The organism is Stappia sp. ICDLI1TA098 (genome assembly GCF_054880955.1).
In genome coordinates this window covers 444,687-471,004 of the sequence record NZ_JBTZBT010000002.1, presented here as the reverse complement: position 1 = coordinate 471,004, position 26,318 = coordinate 444,687, and the positions used below count along the sequence as shown (strand labels likewise).

Genomic DNA, 26,318 nt, shown 5'->3' with positions numbered 1-26,318 from the left:
GAACCGAGAGCAGGTAACGATGTTCGGTCGACGTGGGGCAACATCCGGAACGCCGATTTCCAGCCCGAAGGCACCGCCTTCGCCGGCCACGCCGGCTGTTGCGCCGACGCCGCCTCCGGCGGTTTCATCCCAGCCGGCCGCCCCTGTCGCGCCCCCCGTTGCGCCACCGTCTCCGCCGCCCGCCGCCTCCCGTCCGCAGGCCGCGCCTGCGGCGGCGAAGGAGCGTGAGCGCTCGCCCGAGTATTATGCGACCAAGGCCTCGATCTTCAATGCGCTGGTCGAGGCAATCGATCTCTCGCTGCTGACGCGACTTTCTGCCGAAGAGGCGCGCGAGGAAATTCGCGATGTCGTCAACGACATTATCGCGCTCAAGAATGTCGTCATGTCGATTTCCGAGCAGGAAGACCTGCTCGAGGACATCTGCAACGATGTGCTCGGATTCGGCCCGCTCGAGCCGCTGCTGGCACGAGACGACATCGCCGACATCATGGTGAATGGCGCCGACACGGTCTACATCGAGACCGAGGGCAGGATGCAGCGAACCGGTGTGCGTTTCCGCGACAACCGGCAGCTCATGAACATCTGCCAGCGCATTGTCAGCCAGGTCGGCCGGCGCGTCGATGAATCGAGCCCGATCTGCGACGCACGCCTCGCCGACGGTTCGCGCGTCAATGTCATCGCGCCTCCACTCGCCATCGACGGCCCGACGCTCACCATTCGTAAGTTCAAGAAGGACAAGCTGACGCTGAAGCAGCTTGTCCAGTTCGGCTCTGTCTCCCCGGAGGGCGCGACCGTCCTCGAGATCATCGGCCGCTCCCGTTGCAACATCCTCATTTCCGGCGGCACCGGCTCGGGCAAGACGACGCTGCTCAACTGCCTGACCGCCTATATCGATTCCACTGAGCGGATCATCACCTGCGAGGATGCGGCCGAGCTGCAGCTCCAGCAGCCCCATGTGGTTCGCCTCGAGACCCGCCCGCCCAATCTGGAGGGAGAGGGCGAGGTGACCATGCGCGACCTGGTCAAGAACTGCCTGCGTATGCGGCCCGAACGCATCATCGTCGGCGAGGTGCGCGGCCCGGAGGCCTTCGACCTGCTGCAGGCGATGAACACCGGCCACGACGGATCGATGGGAACGCTGCACGCCAACAGCCCGCGCGAGGCGCTGTCGCGTCTTGAATCGATGATTACCATGGGTGGCTTCTCGCTGCCGTCGAAGACGTTGCGCGAGATGATCGTGTCCTCGATCGACGTCATCGTCCAGGCTCAGCGCCTGCGCGACGGCTCGCGCCGTATCACCCATGTCACTGAAATCGTTGGCATGGAAGGCGATGTTGTCATCACCCAGGACGTGTTCCTCTACGATATCCTCGGCGAGGACGCGAACGGCCGCCTGATTGGCCGTCATCGCTCCACCGGTATCGGCCGGCCGAAATTCTGGGAAAAGGCCCGCTATTTCGGAGAGGAACAGCGCCTTGCGACCGCTCTCGATGCGGCGGAAGTGATGGAGGAGGCGCGTGGTTGACCTCCAGGCTTTCCTGACACCGGAGATGACACGCCTCGCCGCCGCCGTGCTGGCGATGTTCGCGGTCGTCGGCGTCGTCTACGCGGTGTTCCAGCCGCTGATGAGCGGTGGGTCGCGCAGCGACAAGCGATTGAAGACGGTCGCCTCCCGTCCGGCGACGGTTGACGGTGTCCGAAAGATCAAGGATGCGGACAAGCGCCGCAAGTCCGTGCAGGACCAGCTCCGCGAGTTCGAGCTGCGGGAACGAAAGAAGGTGCAGAAGGCGTCGAATCCCTCGCTCGAGGAGCGGTTTGAGCAGGCCGGCTTGTCGTGGAGCAAGCGCACCTTCTATGTTTTCTCGATCGTCAGCGGCGTTGTGCTTCTGCTTGTCGGGCTTTTCATCACCTCCTCGATCCTGTTGCTCGGGTGTCTTGCATTCGTCGGGTTCTTCGGCCTGCCGCGCTATCTCTTGTCGTTTCTCCGCAAGCGCCGGGTCGAGGCCTTCCTGGCAGAACTGCCGAACGCCGTCGACGTGATCGTGCGCGGCACCAAGGCCGGCCTTCCGCTGGCCGAGTGCATCTCGATCGTCGCCCAGGAGGCGCGCGAGCCGATCAAGACCGAGTTCCGCCGTATCATCGAGGCGCAGTCCATGGGCGTCACCCTGTCGGAAGCAGTCGCCAAGCTGCCGCAACGCATGCCGGTGCCGGAGGCGAATTTCTTCGCCATCGTCGTCGCCATCCAGTCGCAGGCGGGCGGATCGATGTCCGAGGCGCTCGGCAATCTTTCCAAGGTGCTGCGCGAGCGCCGCGCGATGAAGGGCAAGATCAAGGCGATGAGCCAGGAGGCCAAGTCCTCCGCCGCCATCATCGGCTCGCTGCCGTTCATCGTCGTCGGCATCCTGTCGCTGACCAGCCCGTCCTACATCATGCTTCTTTTCACCGACCCGGCCGGCAACATGATCCTCGCCTTCAGCGGAGTGTGGATGGTCTCCGGGATGGTGATCATGAAGAAGATGATCAACTTCGACTTCTGAGCGGGAGACGGGCATGAATTTCACAAGTCTACTCTCCCAGCAGAACATCATCATGGGGCTGACCGCACTCGCTGTCGGCGGAACGGTCTTTGCCCTGGTGATGCCGTTGATCGAAGGCGATCGGCTGAAGACGCGGATGAAGACCGTGGCTCTGGAGCGCGACAAGCTGCGCGCCCGCGAGCGCGCACGCCTTGCCAACGAGAAGCAGAACTCGCGTGTTTCGCTGCGAAATCAGCCCAAGAAGCGACTGCAGACCTTTGTCGATCGGCTGAACCTGCGAAACCTGATGTCGGACGAGAAGACCGCGTTTCATCTGGTGCAGGCGGGCTTTCGCGGTCCCCGGCCGCTCTACACCTTCCTGTTCGCCCGGCTGGTGATGCCGGTGATCCTCTTCGTCGTGGCGCTGTTCTACACCTTCGTTGTGCTGCAGCTCGAGCAGCCGCCGATGGTCAAGGTGCTGATCGCCAGCGTCATCGCCTTCATCGGCTACTACGCGCCAGACCTCTACGTGAAGAACAGGATCCAGAACCGGCAGACCTCCATCAACCGAGCCTGGCCCGATGCGCTCGACCTGATGCTGATCTGCGTGGAATCGGGCATGTCGATCGAGGTCGCTTTCCGCAAGGTGGCGGAAGAGATTGGCGTTCAGTCGGTCGCGCTTGCCGAGGAACTGACGCTGACCAATGCCGAGCTGTCCTATCTCGGCGACCGGCGCCTGGCCTACGAGAATCTCTCGAAGCGGACCGGGCTGGAGAACGTCAAGAACGTCTCGCTCGCCCTGATCCAGGCTGAACGCTACGGCACGCCGGTCTCGCAGGCGCTACGTGTCATGGCCGACGAGAGCCGCTCTCAGCGCATGCAGGCGGCGGAGAAGAAGGCGGCCGCCCTGCCGCCGAAATTGACCGTGCCGATGATCGTGTTCTTCCTGCCGGTGCTGCTTGCCGTCATCATCGGACCGGTGATCATCCAGGCGATGGCAACCTTCCGATAGCTGCGGGTCCGCGCCGCCCGCCTGCGGATTGCGGATACGAAAAAGCCCCGGCCGCATCGACCGGGGCTTTTTCGTTTTTCAAATGACGTGCATGAACCAAACCAGGGGACGCGCAGAGCGGAAAAGCAGCCGGATCAGCCGCCGCTCTTCTTCTTGCCCTTCTTGTCGGCCGCGGAGATTTCCGCCCAGGAGTTGCGCTGGGCCAGCATCGACTTCAGGTAGGCGATGTTCTCGTTGGCCTGACGCGGATCTATCTCCGCGCGGGCGACCGTCTCGGCTTCCTCGAAGCGGCCCTGAAGCCCGATGGCGAGCGCCAGGTTCTGGCGGATGCGGCTGTCGGCCTTGGGGCTGGCGGCCGCGCCGCGCAGCACCTTTTCCGCCTCCTTAACGTCGCCGGACAGGAGGTAGGACATGGCCAGATTGTTCAGCAGGCTCGGCTCACCCGGGGCAATCTTCAGGGCCTGATTGTAGAGATCGCGGGCTTCCGCGGTGTTGCCCATCTGGTCGTTGATTGCGGCGGCGGCCGACATCAGGCGCCAGTCCGGATTGGTGGGGGTCTGGGCACCGTTGATGACCTGCAGCGCTTCCGGCAGCTTGCCGCCCATCGCCAGCACCTTGCCATAGGCGGCCGCGACATCGCGGTCGGACTGATGCGAGATCACCGCCTTGCGGAGCACGGCCTCCGCCTGCTCGACCTGGCCGTTTCGGCGAAGTGCCGCAGCGTAGTTGAGGATGTTGTCGCGGTTGGCCGGGTCCCGCTCGTAAGCCTGCCCCCAGTAGCCAACCGCCTGGCGGGCGGCATCGGACCCGGGTGTCACATAGGCCTGTGTGGCACTGGCATGGGTGCCGATGCTGCGCTTCGACGAGGCGCAACCGCTGACCGCCAGCATTGCCGCCAGCGACACCGCGAGGGTGAGACGCAGCGCGACCGGACGGGAGGTGGAGCGACGTGTGGCGGCCATGAAAGGGGCTCCTCGAAGCGCCTGTGGGATTCGCAAATTGCTTGCATCAAGCAATAGGGCGTTAACCCTAATGCTTCGTTAAATCGTCGCCGGAGGAACCGCCGCGACCGCCCAGGCGGGTCGGCGATGCGCGTTCCGGAGGTTTGCCGTCTTTCGGTGATCGTGGTTTAAGCTATGGCAAATCCGTCCCGTTTTCTCCGGAAGGAGCCTCCCTTGCTCACCTCGCTTCTCGCCCATGATGTTTCGGCATCCACCGTCACCGTCTGTCTTGTCGATAAGGACAGGGCAGCGAGCCGGCTTGCGGACCTTGGCCCGGCTGCCGTGCGTTTCGCCGAGGCGAGTGGCTTCGACGGGGGAGCGGGCCAATTGCTGGCCGTTCCCGCGCCGGATGGATCGTTCAAGGCGGTGCTCTACGGCGTCGCCTCGCCGGGAAGGCCGGGGTTTGCGGCAGGTGACCTGCCGAAGAAACTCGCGCCTGGCGACTATCGTCTCGATCTCGGTGATGGCGGAGCGGCGGGAGCCGAGGACGAGGCCGCACTGGCCTTCGCGCTCGGGTCCTACCGCTTCGAGCGCTACAGCAAGCCTTCCGACAAGCCGCGGCCACGCCTGATGGTTGGCGCCGGGGTCGACCTGGAGGCAATCGGAGTGATCCTGTCCGGCGTGCAGATCGCCCGCGATCTCATCAACACGCCGGCCAACGACCTTGGGCCGGCCGAACTGGCGGACGCGATGCTCGCGCTCTTTTCCCGCAACGGCGGCCAGGGCAGCGTCATCGAGGGCGATGCTCTGCTGTCAGCGAATTTTCCCATGGTTCACGCCGTCGGCCGCGCCAGCGCGCGCGCTCCGAGACTGGTCGATGCCACCTGGGGAGAGATGGCGCATCCCAAGGTCACTCTCGTTGGCAAGGGCGTCGTGTTCGACACCGGCGGCCTCGACATCAAGCCGGCAAGCGGCATGGCGCTGATGAAGAAGGATATGGGGGGAGCCGCCAACGTGCTCGGCCTTGCCGCGATGATCATGGAGGCGCGCCTTCCGGTTCGCCTGCGCGTCATCGTTCCCGCGGTGGAGAATGCGATTTCCGGCGATGCCTTCCGTCCGGGCGATGTGCTGCAAAGCCGCAAGGGCCTGAGCGTCGAGATCGGGAACACCGACGCGGAAGGCCGGCTGGTGCTCGCAGACGCACTGGCGCTTGCCGATGAGGAGGAACCGGAGCTACTGATCGACATGGCGACGCTGACGGGTGCGGCCCGTGTCGCGCTCGGCCCCGAACTGCCGCCGCTCTACACCGATGACGATGCCTTCGCCGATGACCTTGCAGCAAGCGCCGAGGCGGTGAACGATCCGCTCTGGCGCCTGCCATTGTGGCGTCCCTACGAGAGCTATCTCGACAGCCGTATCGCGGACATCAACCACATCAACACGAGTGGCGCCGGGTTTGCTGGCTCCATCACGGCAGCCCTGTTCCTGTCGCGGTTCGTCGGGAAGGCGAAGACCTGGGCGCATCTCGACATCTATGGCTGGAACCCGTCCGACCGGCCGGGACGCCCGGCCGGCGGAGAGGCTCAGACTGTGCGGGCCCTGTTCGCCTGTCTGAAGGACCGCTACCCGCCTGCGTAAGGACGCGGATCTGTCGCCTCGCGTATAACGGATCCGAAACGATATCGCCCTAGAGTGCCCTCATCCGAGGTCCTGGGCACGCGGTCCGGGTGAAGAGCGAAGGTTTCGAAGGGATGGGGATCGAGATCCGGCCGGCACAGGCGCTCCGGCTCTGGCACGACGTCACCATGTCCCTGGTCACCGACGGCGACCAGGACCTGACATCTCGCCAGATGGCGATCCTGCTGACGGTCTATCTGGAGCCGCCGCCGCACACGGTGCGCGGCCTGGCCGCGCGGCTCGATGTCACCAAGCCGGTGATCACCCGCGCGCTCGACACGCTGGGGGCGATGAAGCTTCTCTCGCGTCGCCGTGACGAGGCGGACCGCCGCAATGTCGTCGTGACGCGCACGGTTGCCGGTGCGCTTTACCTGGAGCGGATCGGCGATACGATCACCGAAAAGGCGGCCGCGATCACGCGCTAGGCCGTGTGGAGACTGACATGGCCGCTTCCTCTTCCATTCCTGCCTCGTCCCTCGACAGGCGCCGCCATCCCGTGCGCGCCGATCTCGCCGCTGCAAGCTACGCCGGAAGTGTGTCGGCCAGGCAGTTCGTCGAGGGACGCGCGATGCGGATTTCCGCCGACTTCGCCGACATTCGCCCGGTTGCCGATCAGGCGCGACCGATCGACACCCAGGCGCTTTTCGGGGAAACTTTCACCGTCTACGAGATCCGCGATGACGGCTGGGCCTGGGGGCAGCTCGAGACCGACGGATACGTCGGATATCTGCCGGCAGAGGCGGTGTCGGAAGCGGGTGCTCCGGCCACGCATCGGGTGGCCGTGCCGCGCAGCTATCGCTATCCCGGTGCGGAACTGAAGCTGCCGCCGGTCGGCCTTCTGTCGCTCGGCGCCCGTGTTCGTGTCACGGGGAACGCAACGACGCGCGGCCTCGACTATGCCGTTCTCGAGGATGGCTCGGCCATGGTGGCCCGTCATCTGGAGCGGCTCGACCATATCGCTGGGGACTGGGTTGCGGTTGCCGAAAATTTGTTGGGAACACCCTATCTTTGGGGAGGTCGGACCTCGCTTGGCCTCGATTGCTCGGCTCTCGTCCAGCTTGCCGCCCAGCAGGCGGGGATCGTCCTGCCGAGGGACAGCGACATGCTGGAAGTCGAGGCGGGCGTCGCCCTTGAGCCGGGCGATGGCGTGCCGTCCGATCTGCGCCGGGGCGATCTGCTGTTCTGGAAGGGGCACGTCGGTATCATCTGCGACCCGGCCACACTGCTTCACGCCAACGGGTTCACGATGACCGTTGCGCGTGAGCCGGTGGAGACAGCGCTCGCCCGTATTGCACGCAGCGAGTGGGGACGCCTGACCGGCTGGAGGCGCTTCGCCTGACGTCGCGGTCGCCGTGATTGTCTATTTTTTTGGGAAGCGAAATAAACCGCTCGAAAAAACTCCCGCTGCGAAATTTATAAATTGAATAAGTATTCATTCTTGTTGTTTGTTTTATGCTCCAAGTCGTCACCAGATATGCGCGAATTGCATTTGTAGTTACATATTGATGGGGGTAGCTTCCGCGCAAATTCGACGCACGTATCTTCGCGTGCCAGTCGGCTTGCGCGGTCGGTCTCCGGTGGCTCCTGCCTCATCCCGTCCGCTGCCCTCTTGCATTTCCGGACCCCGATACCCGCTTCCTGCCTTTGGCACGACGGGATATTTGGCGTTCCAGCCTCGGACGGACAGCTCTGAATGCTGCATGCGATACCCCATGCCGTTTTCCTTCATGTGGAGGACAACACGGACGACGCGCGTCTGTTTCGCGAAACGCTTGAAGCCCTGACCGGGAATGTGCGCATCCGCAGGGTGAGCCTGGCGGAAACGGCGCTTGATCTGCTGGCGGATACAGATGAGGCGGATGGTCCGCCGTTCGATTGCGTGGTGACCGCGGTTCGCCTTCCGGGGCTGAATGGCGGAGACCTGGCACGACGGCTGCGTCAGCGGTTCGATGCCGCATCGCTTCCGATCATCGGACTGACGCGCGACGCACCGGTAAACGAAGCCAGTGCCGGCTGGTTCGATGCGCTTTTCCAGAAGCCGGATACGTCGCGGGGCCTGCGCCCCGTCGTCCAGGCGATTGTAGATCTCTGGTTCACCAAGGCCCGCCGCTACCATTGCTGAGCAGCGGAGCGTCGCTGCTCCTAGTAGCCGACCGTCCGGTCAACCACATTCTCGAGCTTCTCGCCGCGCTCATGCGCGGCAATCTGCGCGGCGATATAGTCCGAGATCGTCTCCGGATCGCTGTCGGCCGCCACATGCGGTGTCACCACGACATTCTCTAGTCCCCACAACGGGCTGTCCGGCGACAGCGGCTCGGTCTCGAACACGTCAAGGCTTGCCCCCGTGAGCGTGCCGTCCGTCAACGCGCGCACCAGGTCCGCCTCGACCTGGCTGCCGCCGCGGCCGGCGTTGATGAAGACCGGACCGCCGAGCGCCCCGTCGCGAGCGAGTTTCGACAGCAGGGCGTGATCGATGAGGTGCCGGGTGTCTGGTGTCAGCGGCAACAGGTTCACCAGAATGTCGGTTCGTCCGAGGAAGGTATCGAGTTCGTCGGATCCCGCGAAACAGGCAATCCCGTCGAGCGTCTTGCGGCTGCGCGCCCAGCCGGCGACCTCGAAGCCGAGCGTCGCGAGCACGCGCGCCGCATCCGTCCCCAGAACGCCAAGACCGAGGATGCCCACCCGCACGCGCCGTGCAGCAGGCTGGTCCAGATCCTTCCAGAGCCGTGCCTTCTGCTGGGCGAGATAGGTCAGTTGCTGGCGATGATGGAGCAACACCTGCAGCGCCACCCATTCGCTCATGCGAGCCGTCAGATCGGGATCCACCACCCGCACGAGCGGCGCTGCGGGTAGATCCGGCTGCGCGAGCAGATGGTCGACGCCGGCTCCCAGCGAGAAGATCACTTCCAGATTGGGGCAGCGCGCCAGCAAGCCCGCTTCCGGCTTCCAGGCGAGTGCATAGCGGATTTCCGACAGGTCCCCAAGGTCATCGGGATAGCTGCGCACCGTATGGCCTGGCAGCCGCGACGATAGCCTCTCGACCCAGGGCAGGGAATTCCATCCGGCGACGGCGATCAGGAGGGACATCGGGCAGCTCCGCTTGGGTGGGATCTCCCTCTTAACCGCTTGCGCCAGCGCAAGCAAAGGGGAGGGAGGTGGCGAATGAGTTGCTTTTAAATAAAAATGCAATTTATGGTGTGTGTCGACCTGTCAGCTTTCTGGCCGCGGCCGATAGCAAATCGGGTGTTTTCCAAAAAGGAGGTTGTCATGGGTGTTGGAGATCTGGAGAAGGTCAAGGCATGGGTGGATACCATGCCTCCGAGGCCGGGCAGGCTCGTCGTCATTGGTCGGGTCGTCGCGCCGACGCCCTGTCACGAGGCGAAAGCCGTGCTTGATGCGATCGAGAAATCGAACCCGCCTGTCTATGTGGTGAAGGTGACCGTGCATCCGCTTCCGGGGCGATGCCTGCAGGTGCTGCATGCCATCGACTTTCGCTTCGTCCTCGAGAACTATGCCGATGACGCGCGGCAGGTCAGGGTGATCTCGGAAAAGGACAGCCTGCTTGTCGATATCGAAGAGGTGAGCTGATCCGGGCCTGTCGTCGAGGCGACGGCGGGGCCGACGTCAGCCCTGATGCCCCGGGTGGTCGCGGAGCGGCGGAAGACCGGACCCGTTCGGGCGCAGCCCGGTGTCGGGGCTGGAGGCGACAGGTGCTGCCTCCGGTGCCAGATCCAGCTCGCCGATGCCACGACCGCGTTTGGTGATCTTTTCGCTGGAAATCAGGATTTGCTCGATATCCCGTTCCGCCTGGCCGAAATGAGACTGGAGCTTGCGAACGCGCTCGTCGAGGCGCGTCACGTCCTGCACCAGATGGCCGACCTCCGCCTGGATGCGGTGGGCCTCCTCGCGCATCCGCGCGTCGCGCAGCACCGACTGGATCACCTGGATGGAGAGCAGCAGCAGGGACGGGGAGACGATCACCACCCGCAGGCGATGCGCCCGCTGGACAAGATCGTCGAACTGCTCATGGATCTCGGCAAAGACGCTCTCCGAGGGAACGAACATGAAAGCGGTGTCGAGCGTCTCACCCGGCACGAGATAGCGTTCGCGGATATCTGACAGGTGCTTGCCGATGTCGCGCCGGAACCGGGCCTGGGCCTGTTTCGTCGCCTCGGCATCGCGCGCATCCTTCAGCGCGGTATAGGCCTCCAACGGGAACTTTGCATCGACGGCGAGCGAGGGTGAGCCATTGGGCAGATGGATCAGGCAGTCGGGGCGCACGCCCGTCGAGAGCGTTGCCTGAAAGGTGAAGGCGGCTGGTGGCAGCGCATCCTGGATCAGTGCCTCCATCCGGCCCTGACCGAAAGCGCCACGCGTCTGCTTGTTGGCCAGGATAGACTGCAGCTCGCCGACCTGCCCGGACAAGGAGCTGATCGTCGCCTGCGCCCGGTCGATCACGGCGAGGCGTTCGTGCAGGTGCCTCAGTCCCTCATGGGTGCGCCGGGTTGTCTCCGCCATGGACTGGCCGAGCTTGTGGCTCATGCCGTCGAGCCGGTCGTTGACGGCACGCATCAGGTCGCCCTGCCGCGAGCCGAAAACCTCCGCCATGGTCTGCATCCGTCCGGTCATTTCGGACTGGGCCTTCACCATGGCTGCAAGCTTTTCCTCAAGTTCATGCGCGCGATCTTCCGCCCGCCACTCGGCCTGGCGCCTGACGCCGGCCTGCCGTAGCAGGGTCACGACCACGACCGCGAGCAACACCAGCGCGCCAATGGCAGCACAGGCAATGGCCTCGGCCATGGTCACGGGACGGTTGCCGATCGAGAACAGAATCGCTGTCATGGAAACAAATATAGAACATCCCTCGAAACGAGGGAACGTGCGGCGCGCGGTTTCCGTGGCCGCACGCGTTGACGCACGGCCGGACTTCCCATATTTCAGCGGCATGACGAAACGCGACATCCTCATCCTCCCCGACGCCAAGCTTAGGCTGGTCAGCGAACCCGTCGCCAAGGTCGACGATGCGATCCGCCAGCTGGCAGACGACATGCTCGAGACCATGTACGACGCGCCGGGGATCGGCCTTGCGGCGATCCAGATTGGCGTGCCCAGGCGCATGCTGGTGCTCGACGTGGCGCGCGAGGGCGAGGAGGCGGAGCCGATGGTGGTGATCAACCCTCAGGTGATCTGGGAATCGCCTGAGCGCTCGATCTACCAGGAAGGCTGCCTCTCCATTCCCGAATACTACGAGGATGTGGAACGGCCCGAAAAGATCGCGCTGAAGTTTCTCGACCGCGAGGGCGTCGAGCGCGAGATCGAGGCCGACGGCCTTCTCGCCACCTGCCTCCAGCACGAGATCGATCACCTGGATGGCGTGCTGTTCATCGACCATATCTCCAAGCTGAAGCGCGAGCGGGTCGTGAAGAAGTTCCAGAAACAGGCGCGGCTGACCGACAAGGCCTGAGTGCTGCGGGCATTTCCGTAGCGATAAGGGCCGGCTGCGGCCGAGAGCGCCCGGGCGATGATGGACCCGGGGCCTGCGTGGGTGCCGCCCTTCTGCCACCCGTCCACATGTATCCCCGCCTGGGGGCGCAAAGAACAAGGGAAACGGGCATGAGCCTTCGCGTCGTCTTCATGGGCACTCCGGATTTCTCCGTGCCGACGCTCATGGAAATCGTCGGCCAGGGCCATGACGTGGTCGCCTGCTACACCCAGCCGCCGCGCAAGGCTGGACGCGGCATGGAGGAGCGGCGTTCGCCGGTGCATCAGGCCGCCGAAACGCTCGGTATCGAGGTGCGTGCGCCCGTCTCCTTCAAGGGGGAAGAAGAGCGCGCGGCTTTTGCCGCGCTCGAGCCGGATGTCGCCGTCGTCGTCGCCTATGGCCTCATCCTGCCGCGCGCGGTGCTCGATGTTCCTGTTTACGGCTGCCTCAACCTGCATGCGTCGTTGCTGCCCCGCTGGCGCGGGGCAGCCCCGATCAACCGGGCGATTATGGCCGGCGACAGGGAAACGGGCGTCGAGGTCATGCGCATGGAGGCGGGACTCGACACCGGCCCGGTCTATATGGCCGAGAAGGTTGCCATCGGCGAGACCATGACCGCAGGAGAACTGCACGACCGCCTGTCCGCGCTTGGCGGCGACCTGATGACGCGTGCGCTCGCCGCCCTGCCGCGCGGTGGCCTCGTCGCCACGCCGCAGGCGGAAGAGGGTGTCACCTATGCCCGCAAGCTCGAGAAGTCCGAAACCCGGATCGATTGGAGCCGACCGGCGCAGGACGTGCACGACCATATCCGGGGGCTTTCGCCCTTTCCAGGCGCCTGGTGTGAGATCGAGCTTGGCGGTCGCACGGAGCGGGTGAAGGTGCTGCGCTCGGCGCTTGCGGACGCCGGAGGCAGTGCGGCACCGGGAGACGTCGTCGCGGCGGACACGGAGGCGGGACTCGTCGTGGCTTGCGGAGGCGAAGCCGTGAGGCTGCTGCAGCTCCAGCGGGCCGGGCGCAAGCCGATGGCTGCGGCTGAGTTCCTGCGCGGCGCGCAGATCGCCACCGGCGACCGGCTTTCCTGACAGGCGACGGCAGCGTCATTGCACAATCGCCAAGCCGTCGGCGCCTGCTATAGGATGCAGCCTGTCAGGCGCGCACGCCTGATGTCCCACCCTGCCCGCAGTAGCCGCAAGCCAACCGGAACCCGTGACCATGACCCATCCATCTCTTGCTCCGACGCTCAGAACGGCCTCTTCCGCGGACGCGGAAGCGATCTCCACCCTGCTCGGCGCGGCGTTCGGCCAGGACGCCGAAGCCCGGCTCGTTCACGAGTTGCGGGCCTGCGGTGCGTTCCTGCATGAACGGGTGGCGGTCGGGCCGGACGGTCGTGTCGTCGGCTATGTCGCCTTTTCGCGGGTCACGGGAGCGGGACCGGCGCATCGCCTGACCATCGCCTGTCTGGCGCCGGTTGCCGTCACGCCCGACCTTCAGCGCTCGGGCATCGGTTCGGCGCTGGTGCGCGACGGGCTCGAGACATTGCGTGGGGAAGGCGTCGATCTCGTTCTGGTGCTCGGTCCGCCGGCCTACTATCCGCGTTTCGGGTTCGACTCGGAGCTTGCGCGCAAGGTATCCGCGCCGTATGCGGGGGCTGCCTTCCAGGCGCTGGCGCTTACCGAGGCCGCCCGTGCGGCACTTCCCATCGAGGTGAGTTTCGCCACCCCGTTCGAGGCGTTCGATTGAAGTCGGCAGGCTCGGGCACTACCGCCGGGCGGGGGCGCCAATGCGGCAACCGGAACGGAACGGCCGACCCGCGTGACCCCGCCAGATGATTGTCCTGAACCGGTGATGACATGCCGCGCTACAAGCTGACGCTCGACTACGATGGCCGCCCGTTCGTTGGTTGGCAGAGACAGGCGAACGGCCCGTCCGTGCAGGCCGTGATCGAGCGGGCCGTGAAGGCCTTTTCCGGCGAGACGGTCACCATTGGCGGCGCGGGACGAACCGACGCGGGCGTCCATGCGACGGGACAGGTCGCCCATCTCGATCTCGAGAAGGACTGGCCTGAGGCAACCATTCTCGGTGCGCTCAATTTCCATTGTCTGCCCGACCCGGTCGCGGTTCTCGCCTGCGAGAAGATGCATGAGGGGTTCGATGCGCGGTTTTCCGCGATCCGCCGGCACTATCGGTTCCGGATCGTCAACCGCGTTGCGCCGCTCACCCATGACCTCGGCCTTGCCTGGCACGTCAAGAAGCCACTCGACGCGGAGGCGATGCACGCGGCCGCGCAGGTCTTCGTCGGGCATCACGACTTCACCACCTTTCGCCATTCTCGCTGTCAGGCGAAAAGCCCGTGGAAGACACTGGAGACCTTCTGCGTGCGTCGTTCGGGCGAAACGGTGATCGCCGAGTGCGCGTCGCGCTCCTTCCTGCACAACCAGGTGCGCTCGATGGTCGGCACCCTTCGCCTCGTCGGCGAAGGGCGCTGGGGAACGGACGATGTGGCCAGGGCGCTCGCCGCGCGCGACCGCGAGGCTTGCGGTCCGGTCTCCCCGCCCGACGGGCTTTATCTGACCCGCGTCGACTACCGTCCGGCCGGGGAGGACATCGCTTCGCGGGCCGCCTATCTGGCCGAGGCCGGACAGGAAGAAGAGGCGCAAGATGCGAGCCGGTGATCCATGTCGCTCACGCCGGCTCCGTCCCCGCATCGGCTTCTGTGTCTGCAACGGGGTCGGCCGGCGGCACCAGCGCGCGGTAGAGGTGCCACGTCGTGTGGCCGAGGATCGGCAGCGCGATCAGCAGTCCGGCGAAGAACGGCAGCATTGACACGATCAGCGTCACGGTCACGACGAGCGCCCAGCCGATCATTGGCACGGGGCTTGTCACCACCGCGCGCACGCTGGTGATCATTGCGGTGATGAAGTCGATGTCCCGGTCGAGCAGCATCGGGAAGGAGACGACGGTGAGCGAGAAAAGCACCACCGACAACACCGCCCCGACCACATGGCCGATGATCAGGAAGAGGAGGCCCTCGGGCGTCGTCAGCACCACCTCGACAAACTCGCCGAAGCTCGCGAAGGACTGGAAGCCCAGGAACAGGGCAAGCAGCAGGCGGACCTGATACATCCACATGATCTGGATGAAGAGCACGACGAAGGCCATCCATCCGAGTTCGCGGCTGCGCTGCTCCCAGATCACGCCGAGCACGCCCGGCCATGAAAGCGGGGTTCCCGCCTCGATCCGGCGGCTCACCTCGTAGAGCCCGACGGCGATGAACGGCCCGATCAGGCTGAAGCCGGCGGCGAGGGGATAGCTCAGGTAGCTCATGTGAAACGCCGAGGCGGTCAGCAGAACCAGGTTGCCGCCGAGGGCGAAAACCGCTCCGAAGAACAGGCCGTAGAACGGCGCGCTGCGGAAGTCGCGCATCCCCGCGCCGAGTGCGTCGACGATGACGTTGATGGTGATCGGGTTGACCCGCGTCGGATCGATCCGGCGCGGACTGTCGGCAAGCGGCTCCCCAACCGCTTCCGGTGGTGTCGTCGTGCTCATATGGCTCCTCCCTGGCACGTCTGTTCACATCAGTGAAGCAAGAAGCGCGCGCGGCGTCACCTTAGAAAAGCTACGCAATTCCCTGAAGATGAGCGCCGCCGGGGAAAAGCCTCAGCGGGAGGCGAAATAGCTGTCGAGGAAGCGCCTGTAGATCGCGGCCAACCGGTCGAGGTCCGACACCGGCACATGCTCGTCGACCTTGTGCATCGTCTGTCCGACAAGGCCGAACTCCACCACCGGACAGAAGTTCTTGATGAAGCGGGCATCGGAGGTGCCCCCACCGGTAGAGAGTTCCGGCCGCAGTCCGGTCTCCGCCTCGACCGCATCGGAAAGGGCGTCGATCAGCCCGCTGTCGTGCGTGAGGAAGCTGTCGCTGGAATCGCGCGCGAACTCCAGCGTCCAGTCGCAGGAAAGGTCGTTGAGGCCGGCAAGCTCTGCCTCGAGGTGGGTCTTGAGGCTGTCGACCGTCCAGTGATCGTTGAAGCGGACATTGAATTTCGCCTGCGCCTGGCGCGGGATCACATTGGTCGCCGTATTGCCCACGTCGATGGTGGTGATCTCGAGATTGGACGGCTGGAAGCGCTCGTTGCCCGTGTCGAGGACCAGCCGGTCCAGCGCGGTAGAGAGCTTCAGCAGATCGGCGATCGGGTTCTTGGCCAGATGCGGATAGGCGACGTGCCCCTGTACGCCGGTGACCGTGACGACGCCCGACAGCGAGCCGCGCCGGCCGACCTTGATGGCATCACCGAGCCTGTCCGGGTTGGTCGGCTCTCCGACGATGCAGGCATCGAAGCGGTGGCCGGCCGCTTGGGCCCAGTCCAGGAGCTTGACCGTGCCGTTGACCGCCGGTCCTTCCTCGTCGCCGGTGATCAGGAAGGAGATCCGGCCGCCGAAGCCGGGGCCTCGGTCGGCGAGAAAGCCGAGCGCAGCACCGGCAAAGGCGGCGATGCCGCCCTTCATGTCGACCGCGCCGCGTCCGTAGAGTGTGCCGTTCTCGATCGTTCCGGCGAACGGGTCGTGCTGCCAGGCGGCAGCGTCACCGGCCGGAACGACATCCGTATGGCCGGCGAAGACGAAATGCGCTCCCCCGGTACCGACGGTCGCGAAAAGGTTCTCCACGTCCGGCGTATCCTCGTCGCTGAACGTGACCCGGTCGACCGTGAAGCCGGCCGCGCCGAGGCGGTCCTCGAGATAGGCGAGCGCGCCGCCCTCATCGGGTGTCACGGAAGGGCAGCGCAGGAGATCGCGGGCGATTTCCGCGGCGGAGGAGAGCTTGTCGGTCATGGCGAGGGTCTGTTTCTGGAGGTTACTTTGGCCGTTGCCAGCGGCTGTTGGGGCCGGGGCCATAGGCATTGGGGCCCCGATCGCCCGGCAGGAAACCGAGCGCGAAGAGCAGCAGGACATTGAGCAGCGGCACGAAGACGAGAATGGCGAGCAGCCCCGTGAGGCCCTTGTCCTGAAGCCGCTTGATCACGAGCGCCAGTTCCACCCACTGGAAGGCGAAGAGCATGATCGGCATGGACGGATGGTTGCGGATGATGTTCGCCAGAGCCAGTTCCATCGCCTCTGGCGAGGAGATGTCGGCGCCCGACAGCCAGATCGTCATGGGAATGGCGAAAACGCACCACAGGAAACCGAGCGCCAGCCAGTAGGGCTCACGGGAGACGCGGCCGATGGGATTGAAGAACAGCCAGAGAAATCCCAGGGGGCCGGGGTGTGGGCGGGGCGCGGACATCGGAACCTTGTGCGGGAGGGAACCTGCCCCCCGACTTAGGCCGCTGCGCGTCGACAATCAAGGAGTTGCACCGCGTTGTTGCTGCCTGAGGCAGGTTTCGCGCGAAATTGGGAGGGCGTTAATCGGCGGTTATCGGTGTGATGCTAGAGCAGGGGCGAGTGCCCTGTGCCCGAAACCGCTTCCGGTCGAGGGCGGGGAGGGATTTCTGCAGGAGCCGCCGCCGTGTTCAGCCTTTCGCCCGTGTCGTCGAACAACGTCTTTCGCAAGCGCCGGGTCGCGCGGCTGAACGAGATGATCGCCGATCATGTTGCCGCCAAGGGGCATTGCCGTGTGCTCGACATGGGTGGCACGCGTGTTTTCTGGCAGGTCTGGCGCGATCAGATCGATTTCGCCAACATCTCCGTCACCTGCGTCAACCTCAGCTTCGACGAGGGATCCGGCCCCGACGACGGATTGCCGGTCCAGACGCTAGAGGGAAATGCCTGCGACATGCCGCAATACGCGGACAACTCCTTCGACGTGATCTTCTCAAACTCGGTGATCGAGCATGTTGGCCTTTGGCCAAACAAGTCGGCCTTCGCCCGCGAGGCGCGCCGTCTGGCGCCGAGTCATCTGATCCAGACGCCGAACTTCTGGTTTCCGATCGAGCCGCATGCCCGCTTTCTGATGCTGCACTGGCTGCCGCGACCCGTGGCCTATCGCATTCACATGATGATGCGCACCGGCTTCTACCCCAAGGCCGCGACGCTCGATGAGGCGATGACCTCGGCGGAGGATGCAAGCATGCTCGACCGTCGCCAGATGCGTCACCTTTTCCCCGATTCGACCGTGGAGACGGAGCGCTTCCTGGGGCTGCCGAAGTCGCTGGTCGCGATCCGCCACACGAAGCCGTGACAGGCTGAGGCCCCCCTCGCAGGGGCACCCGGTAGCCGAACATAAAAAGGGGGCGCGATGCGCCCCCTTTGCGTTTCCGTGCTCGCGACCCGGCTCAGGCGCGCAGCAGCTCGTTGATCGAGGTCTTGGAACGGGTCTTTTCGTCAACGCGCTTGACGATTACGGCGCAATAGAGGTTCGGGCCCGGTTCGCCGTTCGGCAGCGGCTTGCCCGGCATGGTGCCGGCCACGACCACCGAATAGGGCGGCACTTCGCCGTAGAAGACCTCGCCGGTGGCGCGGTCGACGATCTTGGTCGACTGGCCGAGGTAGACGCCCATTCCCAGAACGGCGCCCTCGCGCACGACGCAGCCCTCCACCACTTCCGAGCGGGCGCCGATGAAGCAGTTGTCCTCGATGATGACCGGCCCGGCCTGCAGCGGCTCGAGTACGCCGCCGATGCCGACGCCACCCGACAGATGCACGTTCTTGCCGATCTGCGCGCAGGAGCCGACGGTCGCCCAGGTGTCGACCATCGTGCCCTCGTCGACGAAGGCACCGAGGTTGACGAAGGACGGCATCAGGACGACGCCCTTGCCGATATGGGCGGAGCGGCGCACGATGGTACCCGGGACTGCGCGAAAGCCCGCGCCCTCGAAGTCGACGCCGCGCCAGCCGTCGAACTTGGAGGGAACCTTGTCCCACCAGACCGCGTCGCCGGGGCCGCCCTTGATGATTTCCATCGGGTTGAGCCTGAAGGACAGCAGCACCGCCTTCTTCAGCCACATGTTCACAACCCACGCGCCGTCCCGCTTCTCGGCGACCCGTGCAAGGCCCTTGTCGAGCAGGTCGAGCGCGGCGTTGACCGCCTCGCGGACCTCGCCGGTCGTGTGCGTGCCGATTGCGGCCGCGTCCTCGTACGCGGCGTCGATCACTGCGGCAAGCTGCGCAAGGTCGGTGTGGGAGTGGTTCATCGCGGCGAAACTCCAGGATACGGGAAGGGATGGGTCTTCGAGACTTCGCGGCGGACCTAAGCCGCAGCTTGCGGTGAAGTCAAGACGGGCCGGGACAGCCTGAGGGCGAGCCCGCCGGTTTCGGGTGTTGGCGCGAAGCACCCTTGCACGGAAAGCGATTCCGCTCACCACGCCGATCCTGTATGGGAAATGGCATGGACATGTGGATTCCCATCACCATCTTCGCGGCATTCTGCCAGAATGCACGCTCCGCCCTGCAGCGTCATTTCGCCGGAAAGCTCGGAACAACCGGCGCGACCTTCGTGCGCTTCGGCTATGGCGTTCCTTTCGCGCTGATCTATCTGGCGGGGCTGCATGTCGTGGGCGGCATCCCGTTGCCGGAACCCAACGTCTCCTTCGCAATCTTCGGCATGGCGGGCGGCATCGCCCAGATCCTGGCGACCTTCCTGCTTGTCTACCTGTTCTCGCTGCGTAACTTCGTCGCCGGAACGGCCTACTCCAAGACCGAGCCGGTGCAGGCGGCGATCTTCGGTCTGGTTCTTCTGGGGGAGACGGTGACGCCGGTTGCCGGCCTTGCCATCGCCGTTGGCGTGGTCGGGGTGATCTTTGTTTCGCTGGCCGGCAAGCCGGTGAGCCTCGGCTCGCTGGTCACCGCACTTGCCGGAAGACCGGCGCAGATCGGGCTGGCTTCTGCGGCCATGTTCGGCCTGTCGGCGGTCTGCTACCGCGCGGCCTCCCTGTCGCTCGGCGGGCCGGGTTTTCTCATGCAGGCCTCCTTCACGTTGGCTTTCGTCACCGTGTTCCAGACCGCTGCGATGGTTGTCTGGATGCTGCTGCGCGAGCGCGGCCAGCTCCGCGCCAGCATCGAGAACTGGCGCGGGGCCGTTTGGGTTGGCCTGATCGGCGTTGCCGGCTCCGCCGGCTGGTTCACGGCGATGACGCTGGAGCGCGTCGCCTATGTGCGCGCTCTCGGTCAGATCGAGCTGATCTTCACCTTCATCGTGTCCTGGAGGATCTTTCGCGAGAAGCTGCACCCGGCCGAGGCAATCGGCACCGCGCTGATCGCCACCGGCATCGTTCTGCTGCTTCTGGGAAGCTGAGGCGGCCCGCCCTCAGGCCTTCTTCACGAACTCGCAGAGGATGACGATCCGCTGCCCCTCGACGCGTCCCTCGATGTGGGCGGCGTTGTCGGCCACCAGCGAGATCTTGCGGACCGCCGTGCCGCGCTTGGCGGTGAAGCCTGCGCCCTTCACCTGCAGATCCTTGATCAGCGTCACCGTGTCGCCGGAAGCGAGCACGGTGCCGTTGCAGTCGAGATGAACGAGCGCCGGGGCGTCATCAGACCCGGCTTCCGCCCAGCTCTGCGTGTCGGGCTCGAGATAGGCGATGTCGAGGACATCGCGCGCCCATGGCGCCTCGGGAAGAGCGTTGAGCAAGCGCCACGCAAGCACCTGTACCGCCGGTTCGGTGCTCCAGATTGCCTCGTTCAGGCACTGCCAGTGCGGGCCGTCCTGCGGTCCTTCCTCGAGCCCGGCGCGGCAGGTGGCGCAAACCGGCACGGTCTCGGTGCGCGGCGCGACTTCATAGTCCGTGGCGTTGTCGGAATTGCAAAGGGCGCAGTGCGGCATGGGAGATCCTGTCGGTGAAGGCCTGAAAGGGGATGCCGTGGCATACGCCAGGGCCCCGGCCCTGTCCATGTCGCGGATCGCGATAGCAGATACAGGGGAATACCTACAGGTAATTACTTATGGCGCGCTTCCCGCTTCGGCCGGTTGACGAGCGTCACGAGCACGAAGGAAATGACCATCAGCAACACCCACGCGTTCAGCTTGGCAAGGGAGACCAGCCTCCAGCCTTCCGCCTGGTGCGGATAGCTCCAGGCGCGGGCGAAGGTGCCGATGTTCTCGGCGAGCCAGATGAAGGTTGCGACGAGGAAAAAGCCGAGCACGAGGGGCATCTTGTGCCGGTAGCGATACACCGAATAGTGCACCCAGGTGCGTCCGTAGAGCAGGAAGAGGGCCGCGAACAGTCCGAGCCTTATGTCGAGCGTATAGTGATGGGTGAAGAAGTTCACGTAGATCGCCAGCGCCAGCAGCCAACTGGTCCAAAGCGGCGGGTAGTGGCTGTATCCGAAGTCGAGGATGCGCGAGACGCGCGCCAGATAGCTGCCGACCGCCGCATACATGAAGCCGGAAAAGAGTGGCACGCCGCCGATGCGGAAAAAACTCTCTTCCGGGTAGATCCATGAGCCGGCGGAGGTCTTGAACACTTCCATCGCCGTGCCGACAACGTGAAAGATGAGGATCACCTTGGCCTCGTCGAGCGTCTCGAAGCGGGCCAGCAGCAGCCACGCCTGGATGGCGAGGGCGGCGAGGAAGAGGAAGTCGTACCGCGCCAGATCCGCGTCCGCCGGGTAGAGGAAGCGGGTTCCGAGAATGAGCGCGAGCAGCAGGGCGCCGTAGATGCAGGCATAGGCCTGCTTCACGCCGAAGGCGAGAAACTCGACCGACGCGCGCGCCAGAACGCCCTTGCCCAGCATCCGGTAGATGCGCGGCAAGACCCGGTGCAGCAGGCGCTCGGTGCGCGAGGCCGCGTTCGCCGGCCGTCCGAGCCTTGTCGCAAGTCCCTGCAAAGCCGACACCTCAGTCACGACGGATCGGCGAGGGAATGTCGAGTGCCCCCAGAACCGCGTTCAGGAATCCGGCGAGGTTGTCGGTGACAAAGTCGACATGCGGTGCGTTCTGGCCTTCCAGCTCCCACTCGTCCCGGAAGACAGCGCGGGTGCCGTCGGGGACCAGAAGGGTGGTGCGCATGCCCAGCCGATGGGGCACGGAAAGATTTCGGGAAAGATCCTCGAACATCGCGGCACGCGCCGGCGACACGCCGGTCCGCTCGATGAAGAGCTTATAGGCGTCAAGGTTCGGCTTCGGCATCAACCCGGCGGCGACAATGTCGAAGATGTCGTCGAAATGTTCCGAAATGCCAAGCCGCTCGGCAGTGCGTTCCGCGTGCGGGCGGTCGCCGTTGGTGAAGATGAACTTGCGCCCCGGCAGGCGTGCGATGGCCGCGCCGAGCGCGGGGTTCGGATCGACCGGCGTGTAGTCGATGTCATGCACGTATTCGAGAAAGCCGTCCGGCTTGATCCCGTGCTCCATCATCAGCCCGCGCAAGGTCGTGCCGTAGTCGCGGTAGAACGCCTTCTGCTTGATGCGGGCATCCTCCTGCGAAAGGCCGAGTTCGCGTGCGACATAGTCGGAAATCCGCACGTCGATCTGCGAGAACAGGTCTGTGCTGGCTGGATAGAGCGTGTTGTCCAGGTCGAACACCCAGGCCTCGACGCCCTTGAAGGCGCGCAGGTCCGGCTGATGCGCGTGGGTACCCTCGTGTTCGCCGATCGCACCTGGCACGGCGCCGTCGCGGCTCTTCTCTCCCTCGCTCATGGGCGGATGAGCGTTCCCGCGCCCTGATCGGTGAACAACTCAAGCAGCACCGCGTGAGGCACCTTGCCATTGAGAATGACGACGCCCTCGACGCCGCGTTCGATCGCGTCGATGCAGGTCTCCACCTTCGGGATCATGCCGCCGGAGATCGTGCCGTCGGCGATCAGCGCGCGCGCTTGCGTGACGGTCAGGTCCTTGATCAGCTTGCCGTCGGCATCGAGAACACCCGGAACATCGGTCAGGAAAAGGAGGCGCTTGGCATCGAGCGATCCGGCGATGGCACCGGCGAAGGTGTCGGCGTTGATATTGTAGGTTTCGCCATCCTCGCCGGAGGCCACCGGCGCCACGACCGGGATGAGCTCTTCCTTCATGACGAGGCGCAGAACCGTCGGGTTCACCGATTTCGGCTCGCCAACGTAGCCGAGATCGAGAACCTTCTCGATTTCCGAACCCGGATCGCGAACCGTGCGCTGGAGCTTTTCGGCCGTGACGAGGTTGCCGTCCTTGCCGCACAGACCGATGGCCTTGCCGCCCTCGGAGTTGATGAGATGCACCACTTCCTTGTTGATGGAGCCGGCGAGCACCATCTCGACGACCTCAACGGTCTGCTTGTCGGTGACGCGCAGGCCGTCGCGGAACTCGCTGCGGATGCCGAGCCGGTCGAGCATGGAGCCGATCTGCGGGCCGCCGCCATGGACCACCACCGGCAGCACGCCGGCAAGCCGCAGCAGGGTGATGTCGCGGGCAAAGGCGTGACCCAGCTCCGAATCGCCCATCGCGTGCCCGCCGTATTTCACGACGACCACCTGGTCATCGTAACGCAGCATGTAGGGCAGCGCCTTGGAGATCACCTGGGCCGGATTGAGAGTGGTGGTATCTGTCATGTCGGCAAGGACCTTCGCGTGGAGGCTGCGGATGGGCGGTGCAGGGGGGCGCCGTCGCGACGATTGCATCGTGTGAAGCGCCACCGTCGGGCTCTATAGCCGCTTTCGGCATGAGGCTCAATTGCGGCGCGGACGGGGCAAGGGGGGATCGGGTCAGGCGGCGCCGGCGTGGCGCAGCGCGTCGCAATCCAGCCTGTCGCAGAGGCGTCGTCGCGACGCCTCGATGAGCTCGGGCATCTGGTCGGCATGAACCGGCCGCGAAAAATGGAAGCCCTGCAGGTCGTCGCAGCCGACCTCTGCCAGGAAGCGCTTCTGCTCGTCGGTCTCGATGCCTTCGGCCGTCACCCTCAGCCCCAGTTCGCTGGCAAGCTTCACCAAGGCGCGGGTGACCGTATCGTAGTCGACCATGTCGCCAAGCCCGCGCACGAACTCGCGGTCGATCTTGATTCGGTCGATGGAAAACTGCAGCAGGTGCGTGAGCGATCCGAAGCCGGTACCGAAATCGTCGAGGACGATCGCAAGGCCAAGCTGCTTCAGCTCCCTCAGCAGGCCGATCAGGTCCTTGGTCGGTGCGAGGAGGATGTCCTCGGTGATCTCCAGCTCCAGGTTGCGCCCGTCGAAGCCTGTTCGTTCGAGGATGGTGCGCACCCGGTTCACCAGGCGTGGATCGCGCAACTGGCCGGAGAACAGGTTGACGGAGAGCCGGAAGGGATCGCCGCAGGCGGCCTGCCAGGCGCCGGCGGCGCGGCAGGCCTCTTCCAGCACCCAGTATCCGACGTCCGCCGCATGCCGGCTGCTGTCGAGCGTCGAGAGGAACGCGCCGGGGGGAAGCTGGCCTCTCACCGGATGATCCCACCGCAGGAGCGCCTCGGCTCCGACGATGGTTTCGTCGCTGATGCGAACGACCGGCTGGAACACGAGCTTGAACTGATGGTGGTCGACAGCCTCGCCGATCTCACGCGTCAGCGTGTTGCGATGGTCTGCTTCGCGGCGAAGCTCCATTTCGAACACGGTGAAGCGCCGCCGGCCCTTGCTCTTCGATTCGTACAGGGCGAGATCGGCGTTGCCCATGATCTGGCTGAAGGTCGCCCCGTGGTCGGGTAGCATTGCGATGCCGATGCTGCACCCGCACTCGACCACCCCGTGGCCGGTGTCGAACGGATTGGCGATGGCCTGCGAAATCGCCGCAGCATATTCCGCAACCGCGCCGTCGCGCGCCAGTCGCGGCTCAAGGATGGCGAACTCGTCGCCGCCAAGCCGGGTGATGGTCGCATCCGGCCCGACACAGGAGCCAAGCCGTTCGGCAACCGCGATCAACAGCGCGTCTCCCGTCGAGTGCCCATGGGTGTCGTTGACCAGCTTGAAATGGTCGATATCGATCAGGAATATGGTCGCCATGGCACCGCTTTCCTGCCATTTGGCGAAGGCGGCGTTGACGAAATCCTCGAAGGTGGCCCGGTTCGCCAGTCCGGTGAGCGGGTCGTGTCGCGCCAGATGCTCGATCTGGCGGCGGGCCAGCTCCTCCGCCGTCACGTCCCGTGCCGAGCCGCGGTAGCCGATGAAGACACCACTTGTTCCAAAGACCGGGCGGCCGCTGATTGCATAGACCCGCTCGACACCATGGTCAAACCACCGGAAGCGCAGGTCGCGGAACGGACGTTGCGCGTCAAGGTCGGCCTTGTGCGCGGCCCAGAACGCGGCACTTTCACCATTGCCGGTCATGGCATCCCAGCGGGTCTTGCCGAGGATCAGCTCCGGCTTGATGCCTGCGTCGATTGCGCTGCGCGACAGGAAGGTGAAGCGGTGGCGGGTGTCCTGTTCCCAGATCCAGTCCGAGGCGATCTCGAGGTAGCTGCCGAGGCGCGCATCGCGCTGATGTCCTTCCAGCACGCGCACGCAAAGGCTCGTGAGGGAGCTGAGCGTGTCCATTTCCTCGATGGTCAGCCCATCCGGTCGGGGACGCGGATCGCAGACGCACAATGTGCCGATTGCCCCGCCATCGGCGACACGAACGGGAAATCCGGCGTAGAACCGCGTGCCGCCTTCGGCGCGGACGTAGTCCAGATCCTTGAACCGTTTGTCTTGGCTCAGGTCCGCGACGATGAGGGGGGAGGAAAGCCGGTAGGCTGTGCCGCACACGGCCATGGCCGTTTCCGTGCGCTTCAGCACGCTGCCATGGGCGGCGATGACATGCAGGGTGTCGCCCTGGATCAGGGTGATCAGTGCGCGCTCGCAGTTGGTCGTGCGCGCGGCGAGCCGGACGATCTGGTCCAGCGCCTCGTCGGAGTGCAGTTCGATGACGGAGAGGGCGGCCAGGTCGGCGTGCGGCGGCCGGGACGAACCTTCCGCGCCAGCGGATATCCGCGCGCTCGCCATTGGCAAAGGTACACGATCTCGCCCGCTCTCGCGCATTGCAATCCCACCCGGTTTAAACTCAATAATTAACGCAACGACATTTACGATAAGTTAATCTTGCACAGAGTCGCGAACGACGTCGACCGATGGAATCTTCTCAGTCGCGCCGTTCTGGACGCCATAGTCCATTCAAGAACATGAAAATTGATAAATTCTCTAGATCTCACCAAAGGGAAAGATTGTATATCTCCGCCCGGACCTCGGCGATGCCGATCGATTTTTCGGAAGACGTTTTGAGAATGGCCGGATAGGCCGCCGGACGCCTGCTGATCCGCGTCATCGTATCCTCGACCACCCGCTGCAAGGCGCCGGGTTTGATCTTGTCGCTTTTGGTCAGGACGATCTGATAGTTGACGGCCGCGCGGTCGAGAACATCCATCGCCTTGATGTCGGCATCCATGATCCCGTGGCGGCTGTCGATGAGCGCGAACACCCGCCGCAGTCGTGTGCGCCCCTGGAGATAGGAAAACACAAGCTCGGTCCAGGCGTCGACCATGGCCTTGGGAGCCTGGGCATAGCCATAGCCGGGCATGTCGACCAGGGTAACGGGGCTTTCGGGCGCGTCGAAGAAGTTCAGCATCTGCGTCCGTCCCGGCGTATTGGACGTCCGCGCCAGCCCGTTGACGCCGGTCAGCGCGTTGATCAGGCTCGACTTGCCAACGTTCGACCGCCCGGCGAAGGCGATCTCGAGCTTGTTCTCGACCGGCAATTGCTCGAGCTGCGCGACGCTGGTCTGGAAGGTCCAGGGGCGTCGGAACAGCAGGCGGCCCTGTTCGAGGGTTTCCTCGGTCGGGGCGAAGGGATCTTCAGCGTCGCTCATCGTG

The 26,318-nt window shown here is 64.9% G+C and carries 27 protein-coding genes; 14 read left to right on the top strand and 13 right to left on the bottom strand.

All coding sequences use genetic code 11. From position 1 onward, the window contains the following. Positions 1–19: 19 nt before the first annotated feature. The 3 genes from ACSLUQ_RS12505 to ACSLUQ_RS12495 are packed head-to-tail and all read left to right on the top strand — an operon-like array spanning position 20 to position 3,528. Positions 20–1,525 carry a CpaF family protein gene (locus tag ACSLUQ_RS12505; RefSeq protein WP_417772208.1) on the top strand — a complete coding sequence of 502 codons (1,506 nt, stop codon included), beginning with the start codon at positions 20–22 and terminating at the stop codon, positions 1,523–1,525. Continuing rightward, positions 1,518–2,537, top strand: a complete 1,020-nt coding sequence (locus tag ACSLUQ_RS12500; RefSeq protein ID WP_417772209.1) for a type II secretion system F family protein — start codon at positions 1,518–1,520, stop codon at positions 2,535–2,537. The genes ACSLUQ_RS12505 and ACSLUQ_RS12500 overlap by 8 nt, the downstream gene beginning before the upstream one ends. A 13-nt stretch (positions 2,538–2,550) precedes the next feature. Further along, the gene (locus tag ACSLUQ_RS12495; protein WP_417772210.1) at positions 2,551–3,528 is read left to right on the top strand and encodes a type II secretion system F family protein; all 978 of its coding nucleotides are present in this window, start codon (positions 2,551–2,553) and stop codon (positions 3,526–3,528) included. 134 nt (positions 3,529–3,662) lie between these two features. On the opposite strand, the gene ACSLUQ_RS12490 is transcribed toward ACSLUQ_RS12495, so the two are convergent. Then, positions 3,663–4,490 carry a tetratricopeptide repeat protein gene (locus ACSLUQ_RS12490; RefSeq protein WP_461808710.1) on the bottom strand — a complete coding sequence of 276 codons (828 nt, stop codon included), beginning with the start codon at positions 4,488–4,490 and terminating at the stop codon, positions 3,663–3,665. A 213-nt stretch (positions 4,491–4,703) separates the two neighbouring features. Between ACSLUQ_RS12490 and ACSLUQ_RS12485 the strand changes: the two genes are divergently transcribed. The 4 genes from ACSLUQ_RS12485 to ACSLUQ_RS12470 all read left to right on the top strand — a co-directional run bounded on the left by ACSLUQ_RS12485 (position 4,704) and on the right by ACSLUQ_RS12470 (position 8,268). Beyond that, positions 4,704–6,107, top strand: a complete 1,404-nt coding sequence (locus ACSLUQ_RS12485; RefSeq protein WP_461808709.1) for a leucyl aminopeptidase family protein — start codon at positions 4,704–4,706, stop codon at positions 6,105–6,107. Positions 6,108–6,220: 113 nt separating this feature from the next. Next, on the top strand, positions 6,221–6,571 hold the full coding sequence (locus ACSLUQ_RS12480) for a MarR family winged helix-turn-helix transcriptional regulator (RefSeq protein ID WP_417772213.1): 351 nt from the start codon (positions 6,221–6,223) through the stop codon (positions 6,569–6,571). 17 nt (positions 6,572–6,588) lie between these two features. Beyond that, positions 6,589–7,485, top strand: coding sequence for a C40 family peptidase (locus ACSLUQ_RS12475; RefSeq protein WP_461808708.1), 897 nt, complete (start codon positions 6,589–6,591; stop codon positions 7,483–7,485). A 354-nt stretch (positions 7,486–7,839) separates the two neighbouring features. Further along, complete coding sequence (locus tag ACSLUQ_RS12470) at positions 7,840–8,268, top strand: response regulator (RefSeq protein ID WP_417772215.1); 429 nt, start codon at positions 7,840–7,842, stop codon at positions 8,266–8,268. Between the two features lie 20 nt (positions 8,269–8,288). On the opposite strand, the gene ACSLUQ_RS12465 is transcribed toward ACSLUQ_RS12470, so the two are convergent. Then, complete coding sequence (locus ACSLUQ_RS12465) at positions 8,289–9,233, bottom strand: 2-hydroxyacid dehydrogenase (RefSeq protein WP_461808707.1); 945 nt, start codon at positions 9,231–9,233, stop codon at positions 8,289–8,291. Positions 9,234–9,413: 180 nt separating this feature from the next. Here ACSLUQ_RS12465 and ACSLUQ_RS12460 point away from each other — a divergent pair, with 180 nt between their 5' ends. Further along, positions 9,414–9,734, top strand: coding sequence for a hypothetical protein (locus ACSLUQ_RS12460; protein WP_417772217.1), 321 nt, complete (start codon positions 9,414–9,416; stop codon positions 9,732–9,734). A 36-nt stretch (positions 9,735–9,770) separates the two neighbouring features. On the opposite strand, the gene ACSLUQ_RS12455 is transcribed toward ACSLUQ_RS12460, so the two are convergent. After that, on the bottom strand, positions 9,771–10,988 hold the full coding sequence (locus ACSLUQ_RS12455; RefSeq protein ID WP_417772218.1) for a DNA recombination protein RmuC: 1,218 nt from the start codon (positions 10,986–10,988) through the stop codon (positions 9,771–9,773). Positions 10,989–11,091: 103 nt separating this feature from the next. Here ACSLUQ_RS12455 and def point away from each other — a divergent pair, with 103 nt between their 5' ends. The 4 genes from def (at position 11,092) to truA (ending at position 14,300) form a co-directional block, all read left to right on the top strand. Further along, a complete protein-coding gene (def, locus tag ACSLUQ_RS12450; RefSeq protein WP_417772219.1) occupies positions 11,092–11,610 on the top strand; it encodes a peptide deformylase in 519 nt (172 codons plus the stop codon). Between the two features lie 149 nt (positions 11,611–11,759). Beyond that, entirely contained in the window at positions 11,760–12,710 is a 951-nt protein-coding gene (fmt, locus tag ACSLUQ_RS12445; protein ID WP_417772220.1) for a methionyl-tRNA formyltransferase, read from the top strand. A 130-nt stretch (positions 12,711–12,840) separates the two neighbouring features. Then, the gene (locus tag ACSLUQ_RS12440; protein WP_417772221.1) at positions 12,841–13,368 is read left to right on the top strand and encodes a GNAT family N-acetyltransferase; all 528 of its coding nucleotides are present in this window, start codon (positions 12,841–12,843) and stop codon (positions 13,366–13,368) included. Between the two features lie 110 nt (positions 13,369–13,478). Next, positions 13,479–14,300, top strand: a complete 822-nt coding sequence (truA, locus tag ACSLUQ_RS12435) for a tRNA pseudouridine(38-40) synthase TruA (protein WP_461808706.1) — start codon at positions 13,479–13,481, stop codon at positions 14,298–14,300. 10 nt (positions 14,301–14,310) lie between these two features. Here the strand turns inward: truA and ACSLUQ_RS12430 are convergent, their stop codons facing one another. From ACSLUQ_RS12430 to ACSLUQ_RS12420, 3 genes are all read right to left on the bottom strand, one after another. Further along, a complete protein-coding gene (locus tag ACSLUQ_RS12430) occupies positions 14,311–15,174 on the bottom strand; it encodes a DUF2189 domain-containing protein (RefSeq protein ID WP_417772223.1) in 864 nt (287 codons plus the stop codon). Between the two features lie 111 nt (positions 15,175–15,285). Next, positions 15,286–16,458, bottom strand: a complete 1,173-nt coding sequence (gene dapE, locus ACSLUQ_RS12425; protein WP_461808705.1) for a succinyl-diaminopimelate desuccinylase — start codon at positions 16,456–16,458, stop codon at positions 15,286–15,288. Between the two features lie 22 nt (positions 16,459–16,480). Next, entirely contained in the window at positions 16,481–16,909 is a 429-nt protein-coding gene (locus tag ACSLUQ_RS12420) for a DUF805 domain-containing protein (RefSeq protein WP_417772225.1), read from the bottom strand. Between the two features lie 222 nt (positions 16,910–17,131). Here ACSLUQ_RS12420 and ACSLUQ_RS12415 point away from each other — a divergent pair, with 222 nt between their 5' ends. After that, positions 17,132–17,803: a class I SAM-dependent methyltransferase gene (locus tag ACSLUQ_RS12415; protein ID WP_417772226.1), complete on the top strand. Its 672-nt coding sequence runs from the start codon at positions 17,132–17,134 to the stop codon at positions 17,801–17,803. 94 nt (positions 17,804–17,897) lie between these two features. On the opposite strand, the gene dapD is transcribed toward ACSLUQ_RS12415, so the two are convergent. After that, entirely contained in the window at positions 17,898–18,755 is an 858-nt protein-coding gene (gene dapD, locus ACSLUQ_RS12410; RefSeq protein WP_417772227.1) for a 2,3,4,5-tetrahydropyridine-2,6-dicarboxylate N-succinyltransferase, read from the bottom strand. 194 nt (positions 18,756–18,949) lie between these two features. On the opposite strand from dapD, the gene ACSLUQ_RS12405 reads away from it, so the two are divergent. After that, the gene (locus tag ACSLUQ_RS12405) at positions 18,950–19,855 is read left to right on the top strand and encodes an EamA family transporter (RefSeq protein ID WP_417772228.1); all 906 of its coding nucleotides are present in this window, start codon (positions 18,950–18,952) and stop codon (positions 19,853–19,855) included. Positions 19,856–19,867: 12 nt separating this feature from the next. Here ACSLUQ_RS12405 and ACSLUQ_RS12400 read toward each other — a convergent pair whose 3' ends face one another. From ACSLUQ_RS12400 to yihA, 6 genes are all read right to left on the bottom strand, one after another. Continuing rightward, the gene (locus tag ACSLUQ_RS12400) at positions 19,868–20,383 is read right to left on the bottom strand and encodes an alkylphosphonate utilization protein (protein ID WP_461808704.1); all 516 of its coding nucleotides are present in this window, start codon (positions 20,381–20,383) and stop codon (positions 19,868–19,870) included. A 113-nt stretch (positions 20,384–20,496) separates the two neighbouring features. Continuing rightward, positions 20,497–21,396 (bottom strand): DUF817 domain-containing protein, encoded by a 900-nt coding sequence (locus tag ACSLUQ_RS12395; RefSeq protein ID WP_461808988.1) that lies wholly within the window; start codon positions 21,394–21,396, stop codon positions 20,497–20,499. A 1-nt stretch (position 21,397) separates the two neighbouring features. After that, positions 21,398–22,195, bottom strand: coding sequence for a pyrimidine 5'-nucleotidase (locus ACSLUQ_RS12390; protein WP_461808703.1), 798 nt, complete (start codon positions 22,193–22,195; stop codon positions 21,398–21,400). After that, a complete protein-coding gene (gene argB / locus ACSLUQ_RS12385; RefSeq protein ID WP_417772232.1) occupies positions 22,192–23,079 on the bottom strand; it encodes an acetylglutamate kinase in 888 nt (295 codons plus the stop codon). The genes ACSLUQ_RS12390 and argB overlap by 4 nt, the downstream gene beginning before the upstream one ends. Positions 23,080–23,232: 153 nt before the next feature. Beyond that, positions 23,233–25,455: a putative bifunctional diguanylate cyclase/phosphodiesterase gene (locus ACSLUQ_RS12380; RefSeq protein ID WP_417772551.1), complete on the bottom strand. Its 2,223-nt coding sequence runs from the start codon at positions 25,453–25,455 to the stop codon at positions 23,233–23,235. Positions 25,456–25,657: 202 nt separating this feature from the next. After that, positions 25,658–26,314 carry a ribosome biogenesis GTP-binding protein YihA/YsxC gene (gene yihA, locus ACSLUQ_RS12375; protein WP_417772233.1) on the bottom strand — a complete coding sequence of 219 codons (657 nt, stop codon included), beginning with the start codon at positions 26,312–26,314 and terminating at the stop codon, positions 25,658–25,660. Positions 26,315–26,318: the final 4 nt, after the last annotated feature.

What these genes read in the sequence shown, in the direction of transcription:
- ACSLUQ_RS12505 (WP_417772208.1), top strand. Translation starts at nt 20, where the DNA reads ATGTTCGGTCGACGTGGGGCAACATCCGGAACGCCGATTTCCAGCCCG.
- ACSLUQ_RS12495 (WP_417772210.1), top strand. Translation starts at nt 2,551, where the DNA reads ATGAATTTCACAAGTCTACTCTCCCAGCAGAACATCATCATGGGGCTG.
- ACSLUQ_RS12490 (WP_461808710.1), bottom strand. Translation starts at nt 4,490, where the DNA reads ATGGCCGCCACACGTCGCTCCACCTCCCGTCCGGTCGCGCTGCGTCTC.
- ACSLUQ_RS12480 (WP_417772213.1), top strand. Translation starts at nt 6,221, where the DNA reads ATGGGGATCGAGATCCGGCCGGCACAGGCGCTCCGGCTCTGGCACGAC.
- ACSLUQ_RS12475 (WP_461808708.1), top strand. Translation starts at nt 6,589, where the DNA reads ATGGCCGCTTCCTCTTCCATTCCTGCCTCGTCCCTCGACAGGCGCCGC.
- ACSLUQ_RS12470 (WP_417772215.1), top strand. Translation starts at nt 7,840, where the DNA reads ATGCTGCATGCGATACCCCATGCCGTTTTCCTTCATGTGGAGGACAAC.
- ACSLUQ_RS12465 (WP_461808707.1), bottom strand. Translation starts at nt 9,233, where the DNA reads ATGTCCCTCCTGATCGCCGTCGCCGGATGGAATTCCCTGCCCTGGGTC.
- ACSLUQ_RS12460 (WP_417772217.1), top strand. Translation starts at nt 9,414, where the DNA reads ATGGGTGTTGGAGATCTGGAGAAGGTCAAGGCATGGGTGGATACCATG.
- ACSLUQ_RS12455 (WP_417772218.1), bottom strand. Translation starts at nt 10,988, where the DNA reads ATGACAGCGATTCTGTTCTCGATCGGCAACCGTCCCGTGACCATGGCC.
- def (WP_417772219.1), top strand. Translation starts at nt 11,092, where the DNA reads ATGACGAAACGCGACATCCTCATCCTCCCCGACGCCAAGCTTAGGCTG.
- fmt (WP_417772220.1), top strand. Translation starts at nt 11,760, where the DNA reads ATGAGCCTTCGCGTCGTCTTCATGGGCACTCCGGATTTCTCCGTGCCG.
- ACSLUQ_RS12440 (WP_417772221.1), top strand. Translation starts at nt 12,841, where the DNA reads ATGACCCATCCATCTCTTGCTCCGACGCTCAGAACGGCCTCTTCCGCG.
- truA (WP_461808706.1), top strand. Translation starts at nt 13,479, where the DNA reads ATGCCGCGCTACAAGCTGACGCTCGACTACGATGGCCGCCCGTTCGTT.
- ACSLUQ_RS12430 (WP_417772223.1), bottom strand. Translation starts at nt 15,174, where the DNA reads ATGAGCACGACGACACCACCGGAAGCGGTTGGGGAGCCGCTTGCCGAC.
- dapE (WP_461808705.1), bottom strand. Translation starts at nt 16,458, where the DNA reads ATGACCGACAAGCTCTCCTCCGCCGCGGAAATCGCCCGCGATCTCCTG.
- ACSLUQ_RS12420 (WP_417772225.1), bottom strand. Translation starts at nt 16,909, where the DNA reads ATGTCCGCGCCCCGCCCACACCCCGGCCCCCTGGGATTTCTCTGGCTG.
- dapD (WP_417772227.1), bottom strand. Translation starts at nt 18,755, where the DNA reads ATGAACCACTCCCACACCGACCTTGCGCAGCTTGCCGCAGTGATCGAC.
- ACSLUQ_RS12405 (WP_417772228.1), top strand. Translation starts at nt 18,950, where the DNA reads ATGGACATGTGGATTCCCATCACCATCTTCGCGGCATTCTGCCAGAAT.
- ACSLUQ_RS12400 (WP_461808704.1), bottom strand. Translation starts at nt 20,383, where the DNA reads ATGCCGCACTGCGCCCTTTGCAATTCCGACAACGCCACGGACTATGAA.
- ACSLUQ_RS12390 (WP_461808703.1), bottom strand. Translation starts at nt 22,195, where the DNA reads ATGAGCGAGGGAGAGAAGAGCCGCGACGGCGCCGTGCCAGGTGCGATC.
- argB (WP_417772232.1), bottom strand. Translation starts at nt 23,079, where the DNA reads ATGACAGATACCACCACTCTCAATCCGGCCCAGGTGATCTCCAAGGCG.
- ACSLUQ_RS12380 (WP_417772551.1), bottom strand. Translation starts at nt 25,455, where the DNA reads ATGGCGAGCGCGCGGATATCCGCTGGCGCGGAAGGTTCGTCCCGGCCG.
- yihA (WP_417772233.1), bottom strand. Translation starts at nt 26,314, where the DNA reads ATGAGCGACGCTGAAGATCCCTTCGCCCCGACCGAGGAAACCCTCGAA.